15 protein-coding genes are annotated in these 14274 nt (G+C 71.1%); 6 read left to right on the top strand and 9 right to left on the bottom strand.

Features of this window, described 5'->3' with window-relative positions; all coding sequences use genetic code 11:
* Window positions 1-305: 305 nt before the first annotated feature.
* On the bottom strand, window positions 306-1274 hold the full coding sequence (locus EV375_RS12740) for a diacylglycerol kinase family protein (RefSeq protein ID WP_130299540.1): 969 nt from the start codon (window positions 1272-1274) through the stop codon (window positions 306-308).
* A gap of 79 nt (window positions 1275-1353) precedes the next feature.
* Between EV375_RS12740 and EV375_RS12735 the strand changes: the two genes are divergently transcribed.
* Complete coding sequence (locus EV375_RS12735; RefSeq protein ID WP_130299539.1) at window positions 1354-1791, top strand: hypothetical protein; 438 nt, start codon at window positions 1354-1356, stop codon at window positions 1789-1791.
* A 69-nt stretch (window positions 1792-1860) separates the two neighbouring features.
* Here the strand turns inward: EV375_RS12735 and EV375_RS12730 are convergent, their stop codons facing one another.
* The 6 genes from EV375_RS12730 to EV375_RS12705 form a co-directional block, all read right to left on the bottom strand.
* Entirely contained in the window at window positions 1861-2868 is a 1008-nt protein-coding gene (locus EV375_RS12730) for an RNA polymerase sigma factor SigF (RefSeq protein ID WP_055486107.1), read from the bottom strand.
* Window positions 2865-3287, bottom strand: a complete 423-nt coding sequence (locus EV375_RS12725; RefSeq protein WP_055486106.1) for an ATP-binding protein — start codon at window positions 3285-3287, stop codon at window positions 2865-2867. The genes EV375_RS12730 and EV375_RS12725 overlap by 4 nt, the downstream gene beginning before the upstream one ends.
* Before the next feature lie 266 nt (window positions 3288-3553).
* Window positions 3554-4039 carry a GNAT family N-acetyltransferase gene (locus EV375_RS12720; RefSeq protein ID WP_130299538.1) on the bottom strand — a complete coding sequence of 162 codons (486 nt, stop codon included), beginning with the start codon at window positions 4037-4039 and terminating at the stop codon, window positions 3554-3556.
* A 9-nt stretch (window positions 4040-4048) separates the two neighbouring features.
* Window positions 4049-4960 (bottom strand): pyridoxal-phosphate dependent enzyme, encoded by a 912-nt coding sequence (locus EV375_RS12715; RefSeq protein ID WP_130301808.1) that lies wholly within the window; start codon window positions 4958-4960, stop codon window positions 4049-4051.
* Between the two features lie 137 nt (window positions 4961-5097).
* On the bottom strand, window positions 5098-5688 hold the full coding sequence (locus EV375_RS12710) for a peptidoglycan recognition protein family protein (RefSeq protein WP_130299537.1): 591 nt from the start codon (window positions 5686-5688) through the stop codon (window positions 5098-5100).
* An 83-nt stretch (window positions 5689-5771) separates the two neighbouring features.
* Window positions 5772-7343, bottom strand: coding sequence for an NsdA family TPR-like regulatory protein (locus EV375_RS12705; RefSeq protein WP_130299536.1), 1572 nt, complete (start codon window positions 7341-7343; stop codon window positions 5772-5774).
* A gap of 228 nt (window positions 7344-7571) precedes the next feature.
* Between EV375_RS12705 and EV375_RS12700 the strand changes: the two genes are divergently transcribed.
* Both EV375_RS12700 and EV375_RS12695 read left to right on the top strand, forming a co-directional pair.
* On the top strand, window positions 7572-8948 hold the full coding sequence (locus EV375_RS12700; protein WP_130299535.1) for an NsdA family TPR-like regulatory protein: 1377 nt from the start codon (window positions 7572-7574) through the stop codon (window positions 8946-8948).
* 88 nt (window positions 8949-9036) lie between these two features.
* Window positions 9037-9567: an NUDIX domain-containing protein gene (locus EV375_RS12695; protein WP_130299534.1), complete on the top strand. Its 531-nt coding sequence runs from the start codon at window positions 9037-9039 to the stop codon at window positions 9565-9567.
* 220 nt (window positions 9568-9787) lie between these two features.
* Here EV375_RS12695 and EV375_RS12690 read toward each other — a convergent pair whose 3' ends face one another.
* Complete coding sequence (locus tag EV375_RS12690; protein ID WP_130299533.1) at window positions 9788-10024, bottom strand: hypothetical protein; 237 nt, start codon at window positions 10022-10024, stop codon at window positions 9788-9790.
* Window positions 10025-10515: 491 nt separating this feature from the next.
* Between EV375_RS12690 and EV375_RS12685 the strand changes: the two genes are divergently transcribed.
* Together EV375_RS12685 and EV375_RS12680 are read left to right on the top strand one after the other, a co-directional pair.
* Window positions 10516-11469, top strand: coding sequence for an EamA family transporter (locus EV375_RS12685; RefSeq protein WP_486588449.1), 954 nt, complete (start codon window positions 10516-10518; stop codon window positions 11467-11469).
* 27 nt (window positions 11470-11496) lie between these two features.
* On the top strand, window positions 11497-12666 hold the full coding sequence (locus EV375_RS12680; RefSeq protein ID WP_207228090.1) for a N5-glutamine methyltransferase family protein: 1170 nt from the start codon (window positions 11497-11499) through the stop codon (window positions 12664-12666).
* 59 nt (window positions 12667-12725) lie between these two features.
* Here EV375_RS12680 and EV375_RS12675 read toward each other — a convergent pair whose 3' ends face one another.
* Complete coding sequence (locus EV375_RS12675; RefSeq protein WP_130301805.1) at window positions 12726-13082, bottom strand: MerR family transcriptional regulator; 357 nt, start codon at window positions 13080-13082, stop codon at window positions 12726-12728.
* 62 nt (window positions 13083-13144) lie between these two features.
* On the opposite strand from EV375_RS12675, the gene EV375_RS12670 reads away from it, so the two are divergent.
* Complete coding sequence (locus EV375_RS12670) at window positions 13145-14266, top strand: alkene reductase (RefSeq protein ID WP_130299532.1); 1122 nt, start codon at window positions 13145-13147, stop codon at window positions 14264-14266.
* Window positions 14267-14274 lie beyond the last annotated feature (8 nt).

Genomic DNA, 14274 nt, shown 5'->3' with positions numbered 1-14274 from the left:
ACCTCTCCTCGTGAGTGTGCTGGGCTTGTGAATGTGAACGCTTTCACGAATCCTCTCGCAAGGGAAGGGCTGCCGATCGACTGTGATGCGGGTCCCAGTGGAATGAGAGAGAGGATTCGGGCATCTGGGGGCCGCCGTGAGGGGCCGCCCGATCGCCATGAAGAGACTCGCAAACCTCGGCGGCGGATACAACCCCTTCCGCCAAGTTTTTTTTGATTCCTTGGTGTCGCCTCCCTCACAGGCGTACTTCCAGGGGGTGGACCCTGGCCTAAACGTTCGAGTGGAAGGACTTTTGGGCCTTGGACTTAAGCAATCACACGCAGTGCACGGCGTACGCCTGTGAAGTTCACGCTGTTCCGCACTCCCAGGTGGTCACCGTCCATCTGAAACGGCAGTGGAACCTGCGAATGCAAGGTGAAGTCCTCGATGTCATGGAGGGTTACCGCGTGTTTACCGCGGGGTCCGCGGGTGGGGCTCGAAGTGAGCAGCTGAGTGCCGTACCGGCTCATGGCCAGGGGCGTCAGCCGCGAGAGCCCGAGCACGTCGAGGGCGGTGTCGAATGAGGCCCGGGGGGCGGCGTAGACAGGCCGGTTGCCCAGATAGGTCCACGGTGCGGTGTTGCACACTATCGACGCCACGAGATCCTCGACCGGCTCGTGCCCTTCCCGCTCCAGCCTGATGGTGCCGCGGCTGCGGTGCTGTTCCTTGGCGAACTGCTTCAACACCTGTCGCACGTACAGGGCATGGGTCGAACGCTTGCCGAGTTCCCGTTTCTGCTCGACGCGGCCCACGACGCCCGCGTCGAAGCCGAGGCCCGCGCAGAAGGTGAACCAGCGCGGGCGCAGCCCCGCGTCCTCCGTGTCCGGCACTCCCGAAGCGAGACCGAGGCCGATCGTGCGCTCCCGGCCCGACTCGATGGCGTCGAGCAGCGCTCCGGTCGCCTCGACGGCGTGATTCGGCAGGCCCAGCGCGCGGGCGAAGACGTTGGTGGAACCGCCGGGCACCACCGCGAAGCGGGGAAGTCTCTCGGGGTCCGGCCCCTGGTGCAGCAGACCGTTCACGACCTCGTTGACGGTGCCGTCGCCGCCGAGCGCGATCACAAGCCGCGTCTCCCCGTTCTGCGCCGCCAGCCGCGCCAGTTCGCGGGCGTGCCCGCGGGACTCGGTCGTCACCACGTCCAGCTTGAGGTCGCTCGCGAGCGCGTGGGTGATGACCTCTCGCGTGCGCAGGCTGGTGGTGGTGGCTACCGGATTGACGACGAGGAGTGCGCGCATGGAGGGCAGCGTACATATGCGGGGCGATGCGCCCCCTGGCCTTGGAGACGTCTGCACGCGTGGGACTACGCTCTTCACCGTGCCGACACCGAATGAGACGCCCTCGCCCCGCGAGGTTACCGATGGCCACCGCCCACGACGCCTCACGGCCGCCGCCGTGCTGACCGCGCTCGAGGGGGCGGTCGTTGCCGCGTTCGGTGTCGTGTCGCTGGTGAAGCTCACGACGGACGAGCCGGACGGAATGGTGCAGGCGGTCACCATGGCGGTGACCGTCCTGGCGCTCTCTGTGCTCCCGCTCGCAGCCGCACGGGGGTTGTGGCTGCGCAGGCGGTGGAGCCGGGGACCGTCGATGATCGTGCAGTTGATCGCGTTGCCGACGGGCTACCAGATGGCTCAGAACGGCGGTGTGTGGACCGCCGGGGGCATCGTCATCGCGCTGACGGGCGTCGCGGTGCTCGGCTGTCTCGTCAATCCCACGGCGACAGAGGCGCTGGGCATCGGACCGCGCGACGCGTAGCTCCCTGGCCTTCGGGCCGGACGAGAAGGAGCCCGGCCGGGATCGGCCGGGCTCCTTCTCGTCCGCTCGTCACTCCTCGATCAGGAGCCTGTCACGCAGCTGCGCCAACGTACGTGCCAGAAGGCGCGATACGTGCATCTGCGAGATGCCGACCTCCTGCGCGATCTGCGACTGCGTCATGTTGCCGAAGAAGCGCAGCAGCAGGATCTTCTTCTCGCGCGGCGGCAGTTCCTCCAGCAGAGGCTTGAGCGATTCGCGGTACTCCACACCCTCGAGGGCGTCGTCCTCCGCGCCCAGGGTGTCCGCGACGGCCGGCGACTCGTCGTCGGTGTCGGGAACGTCGAGGGAGAGAGTGCTGTAGGCGTTGGCGGACTCCAGGCCTTCCAGCACCTCCTCCTCGGAGATCGACAGACGCTGGGCCAGTTCGTGCACGGTCGGGGCCCTGCCGTGCAGTTGGGACAGCTCAGCCGTCGCGGAGGTGAGTGACAGGCGCAGTTCCTGAAGGCGGCGCGGGACACGCACGGCCCAGCCCTTGTCCCGGAAGTGCCGTTTGATCTCGCCCACGACGGTGGGGGTGGCGTAGGTGGAGAACTCCACGCCGCGCTCCGGGTCGAAGCGGTCGACCGACTTGATCAGACCGATCGTCGCGACCTGCGTCAGGTCGTCGAGGGGCTCGCCCCGGTTGCGGAAGCGGCGGGCCAGGTGCTCGACCAGCGGAAGATGCATCCGCACCAGGTGGTTGCGCAGCTCGGCACGCTCGGGGGAGCCGTCGGGAAGACCGCGCAGCGCGATGAACATCCCCCGGGCTCCGCTGCGGTCGTGCGGGTCGAAGTGCGCGAACTGCGCAGCCCGTGCCGTGCGTGCGCCGTGCTGGCCGGCACCGTGCTCGTGCCCGCGCGCGGTCTCGTGTCCGTGCGTCTCCTGTTGCTGCATGTCCATCGCGTCCGCCCGCTCTGCCTGCTCCGGTCGCTGACTGCTGGGGTCGGCGGGGTGCGGCCTGGCCTGCTCAGGCACGACCTGGTCGGCCGCCGCACCGGCGCGGCCCGCCCAATGCTCCCGTGCCTCGTGGCCGGTCACGGCGCTCCGGGGCCGGCACCGCGCTTCTTGTGCAGGCTGATGCTGACCGTACGGTCGTCGGACACCGCCGAGTCCACCTCGCCGGCCAGCGCGGAGAGCACGGTCCAGGCGAAGGTGTCGCGCTCCGGCGCCCTGCCGTCGGTCGTGGGTGCCGAGACGGTGACCCTGAGGGAATCGCCGACGAGCCTGAAGACGCAGCTGAGCACGGAGCCCGGCAGCGCCTGCTGGAGGAGGATCGCGCACGCCTCGTCGACGGCGATCCGCAGATCCTCGATCTCGTCAAGGGTGAAGTCCAAGCGGGCTGCGAGCCCGGCCGTGGCCGTGCGCAACACCGACAGATAGGCACCCGCCGCGGGCAGCCGGACCTCGACGAAGTCCTGTCCGTCCTGCCCCACGGGCTCACCTGCGATCTGGGACACCCTCACCTCCAAAGTGGCACAAGCCGGTTCGGCTCGTTCGCTGTACGAGTGCGTCGGTCCGCCGCCCTGCCCGTGGATCTCCGCCACGGAGAACCAACGGACTGACGCCGTCGATGGTTCGCCTGCGACGCTATCGCGATCCGCGAGCTGATGTCGCCCGCATGGATCTACGACGAACTACGGCTCTCCATCACATGAGCGTCACCCATAGTAAACATATGGGTACTTTCTGTGGCTAGGGGTCGGAGGTCGTGAATCCCCGATGGTTACGCTGTGTTGCTGCCGGCCAGCTTCCTCAGTGGTTCCCCGGACATACGGAAGACCGTCCACTCCTCCATCGGTTCGGCGCCGAGTGATCTGTAGAAACCGATCGAGGGGTCGTTCCAGTCCAATACCCACCACTCGAAGCGTTCATAACCCCGTTCGACACAGATTCCGGCAAGGGCTGAAAGCAGTTGCTTGCCGTGCCCGGCGCCGCGGGCGGACGGGCGCACGTACAGGTCCTCCAGATACACACCGTGAGTGCCGGTCCATGTGGAGAAATTGAGGAACCACAGAGCGAAACCGACGGGCTCACTCTCCGTGGTCTCCTCGGCGATCAGAGCGAAGACCGCGGGGTGTGCGGAGAAGAGGGCGTCGTGCAACTGCCGCTCCGTGGCCCTGGCGTGCTCCAGGGCCCGTTCGTACTCGGCGAGTTCGCGGATCATCGCGTGGATGGCCGGTACGTCGGACGGCTCCGCGGCTCTGATCATGTCTCCACGCTAACGCCGACCGGTGACGACGGCGGTCACGGTGCTGCCCGGCGCGAAGGCGCCCTCTTCCACGAGCGTGTTGAGCGCGAACAGCAGCTTGGCGACGTAGACCCGCTCCAGCGGCGGCAGGGCGTGCCTGGCGGCGAAGTCGTCGGCGAATTCGTCCAGTTCGCGGTCGCCGCGGGCGTAGCCGCCGAAGTGGAAGCGCTCGTCCAGACGCCATGTGCCGCGCGGGCCGCCGAACGCGCGTCGTTGCAGTTCACGGACGTCGCCGGTGAGGAAGCCCCCGCGCAGCACCGGGACGCCGAGCGCGCTTTGCCCGGCACCGAGGCCAGCCGCGAGGCCGGCCAGGGTGCCGCCGGTGCCGCACGCGACGGCGGCGACGTCGGTGCGGTCGCGCAGCTCCTCGCCGAGCGCCGTGCAGCCCTGCACGGCAGGGGAGTTGCTGCCGCCCTCGGGTATCCGGAAAGCCTCTCGCGCCACCTGTGTGCCGTCGGTGCCGCCGAGGAGCCGGTCGGTGAAGTCCGGTTCGTGGCGGCGCCTGTAGTCGGAGCGGGACACGAAGTGGAGCGCCATGCCGTCGGCGGCGCACTGGGCGAGTGAGGGGTTGAGCGGCCGGCGGGCCAGTTCGTCGCCGCGTACCACGCCGATGGTGGCCAGCCCGAGCATGCGGCCGGCGGCGGCGGTCGCACGCAGATGGTTGGAGTAGGCACCGCCGAACGTCAGCAGCGCGGTGTGGCCGCCTTCCGTGGCGGCACGCAGATTAGGGACGAGTTTGCGCCATTTGTTGCCCGGAAGACGCGGGTGTATCAGGTCGTCGCGCTTGAGCAGCAGCCGCACGCCGCGTCGCGTGAAGCGCTCGTCCTGGATCTCCTGGAGCGGCGAGGGGAGCAGCGGCTCCGGAGCGAGAGCGGTGAGCAGGCCGTCCGCCGAGGGCGCGCCGGCACCTGCGGGGCACGGGGAGCCGCACTGCGGGTGATGCGGGTGAGGGGCGGAGGCGCTGCTGTTCACACCCGCATTGTCGCGCCGACCGCCCCTCCCGTCGCCTCAGAGTCCCCTCACTTCAGGCGTGCGGCGATGCGCTTGCGCATCGCGTCCATGGTGAAGCCGCGCGGATCGGACTTCTGGTTCGTCCACTCCAGGTGGCCGATGACCGAGTCCTCGGTCCAGCCGTGATGCCTGCACAGCGCGGCGGCGGCACGTTCGATGGCGTCGAGTTGCTCGTCGGGCCACGGATCGTCGCCGTCGCCGAGGTTCTCGCATTCGAAGCCGTAGAAGTACCGGTTGCCGTCCGTGTTCGTCTCGTTCGGCCCGGGCAGGTCGTCCTCCGCTATCACCGCGCGTAGCACGTCGTCGTCGCCGAGTCCGGCGTGGTTCGCGCGGCCGTGGCCGACGAGATGAACCGTGCCGTCCTTGGTGATCGCGCCGTGCGCGAGCGGTCCGGGCAGATCGGAACGTCCGTCGTAGATGAGGTCGACCGTCGCCTTGGCGCCGCTGGTCACGGTGTGGTGGATCATGATGCCGTGGACCGGGCCCCAGGGGCCCTTGTGGTTGCGGTTGTGATTGCGCCAGTCGCGGACCTCTTCGACCGTCACGCCCTCGCTCTTCAGGGCCGCGACGAAGGCGCTTGCTGTGATGGGTGTGGCCATCTCTGCCCCGTACCTTCCTTAGCGCTCGTGTGTTCGGGGGTGATGCCCGTCGGGCCGGGCGCTTACTCCGTTTCCCGTGCGTTTCAGGGGAGGCCCGCCCTCGTCAACAGGCCCTGGACGCACGCTTCCTGCGCGTACGGGCGCAGCAGCCGCGGCATCCGGTCGCGGGCACGGCGGGCACGGCCGGACCTTACGAGCGCCGAGTCCTCCAGGAAGCTCCGCCACGCCGAGCACGCCTCCTCCAACCGCCCTGCGGAGAGCAGCAGTTCCGCCAGTTCCGCCTCGCTGAGCGCACGGGAGCGGCGTTCGCCGGCCGGACGGGAACGCAGCGAGGCGTGCAACTCGCGCACGGCGCCCTCGCGGTCTCCCAGGACCGCCCGTACCTGGCTCGCCTGGTAGTGCAGCGCCGCGTCCTGGTAGGAGCCGACGGGCTCGCCGCCGTCCGGGGACTCGGGCCCGGTGGTCAAGTCGGCCGGTGCGCGGGCGAGTTCGTGTTCGGCGCGGCCGAGGGCGGCCAGGGCCTGCTTGCGTTCGCCCTCCGCCGCCTGAGCGACGGCGAGCCCCGCGTACAGGAATGAGCGCGTCGACGGTGCCGCGTCGGAGGGCGCCGTCCCGCACGCGGATTCGGCGTGGGCGAGGCTCAGGCGGCGGTGCCCCAGCTGGTACGCCTGCGAACTGAGCGCCCGTTGCACGAGCGCCACGCATTCGTAGTCCTCCCCCTCGGCGGCGAGCTGGGCGGCCGTGTCGAAGGCGCGCTGGGCCAGGCCGTGCCGCTGTTCGTCCGCGTAGACGCGGCCCAGCAGATAGCTCAACCGGGCTGCGCCCGCCACGAGTCGGGGGTGGTGCGGGCCCTCCCCGCCCGTGTGCAGCCGGCGCACCAGCCCCGCGAGGCAGGCCGCGAGCGGCGTGCGGATGTGACCGCCGCCGTGCCGGTCCGCCTGCTGGGCGAAGAAGCGCGCGTGTTCGCGTGCGGATGCGACCTCGTCCGGCGTGGTGCGCCGGGCGGGCCGTCCGCCCCGGGGGAGGGAGGGGAAGTGTGCCCGGGGCGGACGGGGACGGAGGGGCTCGGCGGTTTCGCTCGGCTCGTCGCCGATGCCGCCGCGCGGAGCCGTGGTGCCGGCGGTGCTCGAAGTGCCCGCAGTGCGCGGTGCGTTGCCGGCGATTGCGCCCAGCGTCAGCCGGTACGGGGTGGGCGGCGGCGCATCTGCCCGCGGCGGGCCCACCACGGCCGCCGTGAGGGCCGCCAGGCGGTCGGCGGGGCGTGCCTCGTCCCGCAGGCCGGGGAGGTCCTCCGCGCCCAACTGTGTGCCGGTGTCGCGGAGTTCGGAGGCGGCTCGGTCCGCGGTTCTCCTGGGCCGCGGACCTGGGCCGCCGGACAGGCCGTCGCCCATGCCGAGTTGGGTCACGGCGACCGGTCGGCCCAGCCGCCGGGACAGCGCCTCCGCGATGAAGCCCTGGACCCTGGGCGAGGGGCGGCTGCCGCGCAGCCAGTGGGCGACGGACGTGCGGTCGTAGCCGAGCCGGAAGCCGGCCTCGTTGCCGAGTCTCGCGAGGGCGCGGGCGAATGCCTCCTGCGTCAATTCGCTCTCCTCCAGTAAGGAGCGCAGCGCGAGGTTCGGCGTCGGGTCCCGGCGGTGGCGCTCACCGGGCCGCATGCGAGGCCACCTGACGGATGATGAAGCGGAATCGGATCGGGTCGTTCACGGGAATTCCCTCCTTGTGTGCTCCGACGCGAAGTTGCGTACGGAGTGCTCCCAAGCGAACCGCGTCTTCCGCTTCTTGGGGAGCATGTGCTGTGCGCACGCAGAGGTGCGACTTTCACACCCCGTGTGAACGGATGTCCGTTACTCTCTGAAACAAGGGTTGGACGACCGGAGGGCGAGATGGAGCCCAACAGTCAACTGGACGTACTGCTTGACCAGTCCGGAATCTCCCGGGCCGGTCTGGCCTCAAGGGTCAATCGCCTCGGCGCGGAGCACGATGTGACTCTGCGTTACGATCACACGGCCGTCGCGCGCTGGCTCAAGGGGCAGCGTCCGCGCGGCCGGGTGCCGGAGTTCATATGCGAGGTGCTGGGCGCGCGGCTGGAACGCACGCTGACGCTCGCGGACATAGGCATGGCCGGGCCTCCGGGCGCGCTCCCGGCGGCGAACCGGCACTCATCCGGAGGGGCGGGCGAGGACGACGAACGGGCCACGCTGGGCCGCTTCGTGGAGCGGGCGGCGGTCTCGTGGCGCTCCGACCAGCTGCACGCCGACACCCCCGGACCGGCGCTGCTGACGGGCGCGGCGGCGGTGGCACCGGTGTGGGAGTGGGAGAACCCTCCCGACGACCTGGACGTCTCCCACAAGGGCAGACGCGGGGTCTCGGGGGCGGACGTCGCGCTGCTGCACGCCGCACGCGGCCACTACGAACACCTCTACCGCAACGCGGGCGGCGTCGCCACGCGTCCCCGCGTCGTCGGCTTCCTGACGGGTGAGGTGACACCGCTGCTGCGCGGTGACTACGACGACGGCACGGGGCGTGAACTGTGCCGCGCCGCGGGCGCGTTGGCGGCGGTGAGCGGCATCTGCGCGTACGACGCCGACGAACAGGGCCTCGCTCAGCGGTACTTCCACCAGGCGCTGCGTCTCGGCAAGGCCTCCGGCGACCGTCTCTTCGGCGGCTACGTCGTCTCCCTGATCGTCAACCAGGCCCTGCACCTCGGGGACAACCGGCGCGCCATCGCCTGCGCCGAAGCGGTGTTACGCACGCCGGGGCCGCACTCCACTCCGGCCCTGGCGACCGACCTCTACGCGATGCAGGCGAAGGCGTACGCGCGCATCGGCGATCGCAGGGGTGCGCACAGCTGCATGCGCAGTGCCGAGACCTGCTCCACCCGCATACGTCCCGAGGAGGAGCCCGAGGAAACCGGCTACGTCCAACCGGGCCTGGTGCAGGTGCGTTTGGCGGAGGCGCTGCTCGTACTCGGGGAGCTGGACCCGGCCCGGCGGTATGCCGAGGAGGCCGCGAGGGCACCCGCTCATGTGCGTGGCCGGGTCAACCGGCTGGTCACGCTCACGGGCGTCGAGTTGCGCACCGGCTCACCGGAACGCGCTGCGGAGACGGCGGCGCGGATGGCCGACGAGGCGCAGGGCATCGAATCACAGCTGCTGCGGCAGCGCATGCGGCACGTGCGGGAGCGGCTGCTGCGGCACCCCGGTGCGCCGGTCGCACAGGCGGCGGAGCTGATCGAGGAAACGTTGCGGGTTCCTCTCTGAAGGGAGGGTGGCCGGGCGGCGCCTCTGTCAGGGAAGCGCCGCGGCGTGCTGGGATGTGCCCAACCTCCGTCAGGAAGGGGGCACATACGTGCGATGGAAGAACCTGGGTGAACACACTGTGTACGAGAACCAGTGGTTACGGGTCAATCTCGCGGACGTGCTGCTGCCGGACGGCCGCCACCTGGATCACTATCTGATCCGGCTGCGGCCGGTGGCCATGGCCACCGCGGTCAACGAGCGCAACGAGGTGCTGATGCTCTGGCGGCACCGCTTCATCACCGACAGCTGGGGATGGGAACTCGCGGCCGGAGTCGTCGAGGACGGCGAGGAACTCGCCGCCGCGGCGGCGCGCGAGATGCTGGAGGAGACGGGCTGGCGGCCCGGGCCGCTGCGTCACCTGATGACCGTCGAGCCCTCCAACGGGCTCACCGACGCGCGGCATCACATCTACTGGTCGGACAGCGCCGCCTACGCGGGCCATCCCGAGGACGACTTCGAGTCGGACAAGCGCGAATGGGTGCCGCTGAAGGAGGCACCGGACCTCATCGCCGCGGGTGAGGTCCCCGCCGCGAACACTGCGGCGGCACTGCTGATGCTGTACCGCCTGCGCTTCGGGTAGCCGGGAAAGGCCGAAGTCCCCGGGCCGGGAGAAGTCCCCGGCCGGGAGAAGCGCCTGGGCCCGGAAGCGTCTGAGCCGGCCGTCCGTCCCGGCCGGGGCCTTCCCCGACGACCGGCCCGAGCACCTCCGGGCGCACGCCGGCCCCCTGGCCCGCGGAGGGCCGGGGGGCCGGGGGGCCGGGGCGGTCCGTGCGGCCGCGGGTCGCGGCGCGCACCGGACGCTACGCGTTCTTCAGGAAGTCCTTGCCGTACTGCGCGATGTGCTGCTCCAGCGCCGTCATCGCCTGCTCCACGTCCGAGCGGGAACCGCCTTCGCGCTGCTCCGAGTAGTAGGCGGCGCCCAGCTTGCGCAGCAGGTCGCTGCCTGTGCGCTGTGCCTGGACCACCTCCATCTTCTCCTTGCCCTGGGCCAGTCCGCGCTGCGCCTGCTCCTTGGCCCTGTCGAGGAAACCCGCCATCGTTCCTGCCTCCTGTGCCTGTGCCTGTGTCGCCGGGAGAAATGCCCGGATTCCCCCCTGTCCTTGCCCGTCCCAACGTATGCGGTGATGAGCCGGTTCCCCGCTCATCCTCAGCCGGTACGCCGAGCGCCACCCGTACGAGCTGCGGCACCTACGGGAGCGTGGGCCGTCCCGAACCGACGGGGCTCTCGCGCCAGATGAGCATCAGGAGTACGTCGCCGCTGCCGGCCGGTGGCCGGCACACCACGTCCGGGTGCGGGGTCCCGGCGCGGGTGCATGGCGACCGTGGCGACCGTGGCGACCGTGGCGGATGTGGCGGTCGTGGAGACGCCGACGGCATTGCCCGCCGCGACGGCACCGGCCAGTCGTCCACGTCGGCGACGGCGACGAAGGCGCGCGGGATGACGCAGTTCAGCGGTCATGCGCAGGGAGCACGGCCGCAGGCCGATACGCATTTCCCCACGGCGACGCGCCGGTCATAACGTGTGCTCATGAGCTCTGGTGACAGCACCGCCGCGCGGAACCCGGCCCGGACCGGACCCGGCTCCGGCGCCCACGGCCCGTACGCACAGCAGGGCCACGGGCGGCTCGGCGCCGTCGGAATGGTCGTCGGCAGCGCCATGTCGCTGCAGTTCGGGTCCGCCGTGGCCGCGACGCTCTTCCCTCGCGCCGGAGCGCTCGGTGTCGTGGCGCTCCGGCTGGTCTTCTCCGCGCTGATCATGCTCGCCGTGTGCAGACCGCGGCTGCGCGGGCACTCCCGCAAGGACTGGGCCGCCGTCACCGGTCTCGGCGTCGCGCTCGGCACCATGAACACGCTGTTCTACCAGGCCATCGACCGCATTCCGCTCGGTGCCGCCGTCACCCTCGAACTGCTGGGCCCGCTCGTGCTGTCCGTCGTGGGCTCCCGGCGCCTGCTGAGTCTGCTGTGGGCCGCGCTGGCACTGGCCGGCGTGTATCTGCTGGGGAGCAGCGGCTTCGGCCGCATCGACTTCGCGGGCGTCGCTTTCGCGCTGGCCGCCGGTGCCATGTGGGTGGCCTACATCCTCTTCAACTCCCGTACGGGCGCCCGCTTCCCGAGAGCCGACGGGCTCGCCCTCGCCATGGGGCTGGCCGCCCTGCTCAGTGCGCCACTGGGTGCCGCGAGCGCCGGCCGCGCGCTGCTGGACCCGGTGACGCTCGGCCTGGGCGCGGCGGTGGCGGTGCTCTCCTCGGGGGTTCCGTACACGCTCGAACTGTTCGCCCTGCGGAGGCTGCCGGCCGCGACCTTCGCGCTGCTGATGAGCCTCATGCCGGTGGCGGCGGCGACGGCGGGCTTCCTGGTGCTCGATCAGCGCCTCGAAGCGCAGGAACTCGTTGCGATCGCCCTGGTCATCGTCGCCAGCATGGGCGCGGTACGAACGCCTCCCGCCGCCCGTTCCAGGGGCGCCGGGCCGCCCGTGCCGTGAGGCCTCCCTGCGCCATAGGGTGGGCCGGTGAGCGAGGGTGAGCGGCCACTGGCCGAGTGGACCGAGGACGGCGTCGAACGCACGGCGCTGTGGCGCTCCGAGAGCGGCACGAAGCCCCCGCGGCACATCCGCGTCGCGGACGACCGCATGACCGCGGACGCCGCCTACAAGCTGGCCTGCGAGGGGACGGCGCTGCTGTGGCGCGGCGACTACCACGGGGCGCGGCAGCTGCTGTCCGCGCTGGGGCGCCGCGTCGACCGGAAGCCGCCGAAGGCCGGAGCGAACCCGCGGGAGACCTTCCACCTGTACAGGCAGGCGCAGTCGCGCCGCGCCCGCGTGCTGGGGATGCTGCTGGTGCCGCTCGACTCCGGGACCGGTGGCGCTGACGGTTACTCCGTACCGCTGCGCCGCGCGCCCGAGGTACGGGAGGCGTGCGCCGAGGCGTACGGAGCACCGGGTGGCGACGCCGGGCACTCCCTCGTGCCGCTGCGCGAGCTGCTGGGCGTCATCGGAGCCCACGAGTGGCGGCAGCGCGGCGTGCCCGTTCCGGCGCTCGGCGGCGACCGCGTGCACCCGGCGTACGGCGTCTTCTCACCGGTGCGCGGCGAGTACGTCGACCTGGCCGCCCGTACCGAACTGCCGCCGGGCGAACTCGCGTTCGACGTCGGCACCGGCTCCGGGGTGCTGGCAGCGGTGCTCGCCCGGCGCGGCCTCGCCCGTGTCGTCGCGACCGACCAGGACGAGCGGGCGCTGGCCTGCGCCCGGGAGAACGCCGAACGGCTGGGTGTGGCACGGCAGGTGAGCGTCGTCGCCGCGGACCTCTTCCCGCCGGGGACCGAGCGGGCTCCGCTCGTCGTGTGCAATCCGCCCTGGCTGCCCGCGAAACCCGTCTCGCCGCTGGAGCACGCTGTCTACGACCCCGGCAGCCGCATGCTTCGCGGCTTCCTCTCCGGGCTGGCGGAGCGCCTCCTCCCGGGCGGTGAGGGGTGGCTGATCCTCTCCGACCTCGCCGAGCGTCTTCAGCTGCGCACGCGCGAGGAGTTGCTCGGCTGGATCGCAGGGGCGGGTCTCGCCGTCGCCGGCCGTGAGGACGCCCGGCCCCGCCACAAGCGCTCCGCCGACCCCTCCGACCCGCTGCATTTCGCCCGCGGTGAGGAGGTCACGTCCCTGTGGCGGCTGAGGCATGCCGGCGGTTGACCGGAATTCCGGCGAAACCCGCCGGTTGACCGGAATTCCGGCGAACCCGCCGCCCCTCGTCAGCCTGCTGCTGCCGCGATGACCTCGTCCAGGACCTCGCGTGTGTAGCGCAGATCGTCTATCGAGCGGTCGATCCGGTCCCGTTCGGCCTCCAACTGCTCGACCAGCCACGGAGTCGCTGTCTCCGCCGGGCCCCCGTCGTGGTCGCGCATGCAGGGAAGGACGCTCGCGATCTTCTCGCCGCTCAGTCCGGCTGCGAGCAACTGCTGGATGAGGATCACCCTGTCGACCGCTGTCTCCGGGTAGTCCCTGTGCCCGCCGGTGGTGCGCTCGGAGAAAAGCATGAGCTTGTGCTCGTAGTAGCGCAGGGAGCGCGGGCTCACGCCCGTACGCCGGGACAACTCGCCGATCTTCATGGATACCCCACCCACGGCCCGGAGTTGAATCTGACATTGATGTCAGATCCTACGGTTCCCGCATGACGAACAGAGCCACGTCCCCTCTCCTCGCCCCCTACTCCTCCGGCAGCCTCTCCCTCCCCAACCGTCTCGTCATGGCCCCCATGACCCGGTACCGCGCGCACGAGGACGGGACACCGCTCCCTGTGGTCGCCCTCCACTACGCGCAGCGTGCGGAGGCCGGGTTGCTCATCACCGAGGGCATCTGGCCGCACCGCCGCGGCCAGAGCGACTGGCGGATCCCGGGGCTGGAGACGGAGTCCCACGTCGCAGGCTGGCGGGCGGTGACCGATGCCGTGCACGCGCGCGGCGGGCGGATCTTCGCACAGCTCATGCACGGCGGACGCCAGGGGCACCCGCGCTCGCGGCTGCTCGGCGACGTCCCGGCCGGGCCGTCCGCCGTACCGGTACCGGGCCCCGTGCACGTCAAGGACGGCAAGGCCGAGGCGCCCGTGCCGCGCGAGATGACGGCGCACGACATCCGTACCGCCATCGACGATCACGTGGCCGCCGCGCGCAACGCTCTGCGGGCGGGCTTCGACGGCGTGGAGATCCACGGCGCCAACAGCTATCTGACCCACCAGTTCCTCGCCGACAACACCAACCTCCGCGACGACGCGTACGGGCGTGACAGGACGCGGTTCGCCGTCGAGCTGGTCACGGCGGTCGCCGAGGTCGTCGGAGCGCACCGGCTCGGGCTCCGACTCTCCCCGGGCAACCCGCAGTTCGGCATGTCGGAGGACGCCCCGGCCCCCGTCTACCGCGCACTGCTCGACGCGCTGAACCCTTTGGGCCTGGCCTACCTCCACCTCACCGACAACGACGACTACCCCGCCCTGGCCGATCTGCGCCCTCGCTGGGACGGCACGCTCATCGCCAACGTCGGCGAGAACCGCGCGCCCACGGACCAGAGCCGGGGAGAACGAGTGATCGCAGAGGGGCAGGCGGACCTGGTCTCCTACGGGCGAGCGTTCCTCGCCCACCCCGACCTGCCCGCGCGCATCGCCGTGAACGATCCGCTCGCCACGCCGATCGACGTGGAGCACCTCTACACGCACGGTGCGCGGGGCTACACCGACTACCCGACGCTCGGAGAGGAGCGCGCGGGCCGGCTCACCTCCACAGCTCCGGCTCCACACTGACCTGCTTC

Source organism: Streptomyces sp. CNZ301, assembly GCF_004217425.1.
Note: the sequence above shows the minus strand (reverse complement) of the source record. Positions and strands in the feature narration are given on the sequence as shown.